This window comes from Halorubrum sp. SP9 (assembly GCF_005435015.1).
Classification (GTDB): Archaea; Halobacteriota; Halobacteria; order Halobacteriales; family Haloferacaceae; genus Halorubrum; species Halorubrum sodomense.
Window position 1 is genome coordinate 1 of the sequence record NZ_SGXU01000147.1, and the last position, 1,001, is coordinate 1,001.

1 protein-coding gene is annotated in these 1,001 nt (G+C 57.8%); it reads left to right on the forward strand.

The genetic code is table 11. The annotated features are described in order from the left end of the window. Positions 1 to 90 precede the first annotated feature (90 nt). A complete protein-coding gene (locus EXE45_RS16930; protein WP_137695021.1) occupies positions 91 to 975 on the forward strand; it encodes an IS1595 family transposase in 885 nt (294 codons plus the stop codon). Positions 976 to 1,001 lie beyond the last annotated feature (26 nt).

Genomic DNA, 1,001 nt, shown 5'->3' on the forward strand with positions numbered 1-1,001 from the left:
CGCTCTTCCGTAGGAGATTGTTGATACTGGCGAGCTGTCGCTGTCGTGTCGAAGAGGACAAGGACACCGCGTCAGCGATGTCCGACACGAATGATTCCGCTGGATGTGTTTGGGTCGGAATCGGTCGCAGCGGACCTGCTCCAACAGGTTCGCTGGCGTGACGGCGTTTCCTGTCCTCGCTGCCGTTCTGACCGAACGGTCAGAAACGGCAGCTACGGGCAGTTTCAGCGGTATCTCTGTAAGGATTGCGACCGCACGTTCAACGATAAGACTGGCACGATCTTCGCTCACTCGAAGATCGCACTCCGCAAATGGTTGTTCTCGATCTACGCGTTTTTACGGTTTAACACGAGTCTCAGGCAGTTACAGTGCGAAATCGAAGTTACCTACAAAACGATCCACAGGCGTGTCGAGCGCTTCGCCGAAGCGCTCGACGCGCCGTCACTCGATCTCCGTGGCCCGGTTGAAATTGACGAGTTCTACGTCTCTACCGGCTTGAAAGGCCGCGAGCGCGACCGCTGGTCGCGCTCTCGCGGCCTCTCACGACGCGGACGCGGAACGTATGAGCAAGACAAACCGCCCGTGTTCGTCCTCGTGGATCGTGGCACCGAGCAACGGTACGTTGTGCCGGCGAAATCCGCAGACGAATCGACGATCCGGCTCCTGCTGGCTGACCGCCAGCAGGAGCCTCTCACCGTCTATACCGACGGATTTTGCGCGTACGATCCGCTTGATGAAGATGAGCAATTCGACCGCGAATACGTCGTTCACGGAGACGGTGAATACGCCGACGACACGGTCCACGTGAATACCTGCGAGAGCCACGCGTCGCTGGCGCGACGGTGGCTCTCGCCGCATCGAGGCATCTCAAAAGATCGCCTCACACAGTATCTCCGAGCGTTCCAACTCAGACGAGAACTCTACCGCAAACCCGGACGAAAAGCGCTCAAACACGCCGTCAAAGCTACTCTCTGAAATCAACAATGTGCTACACAAGAGCG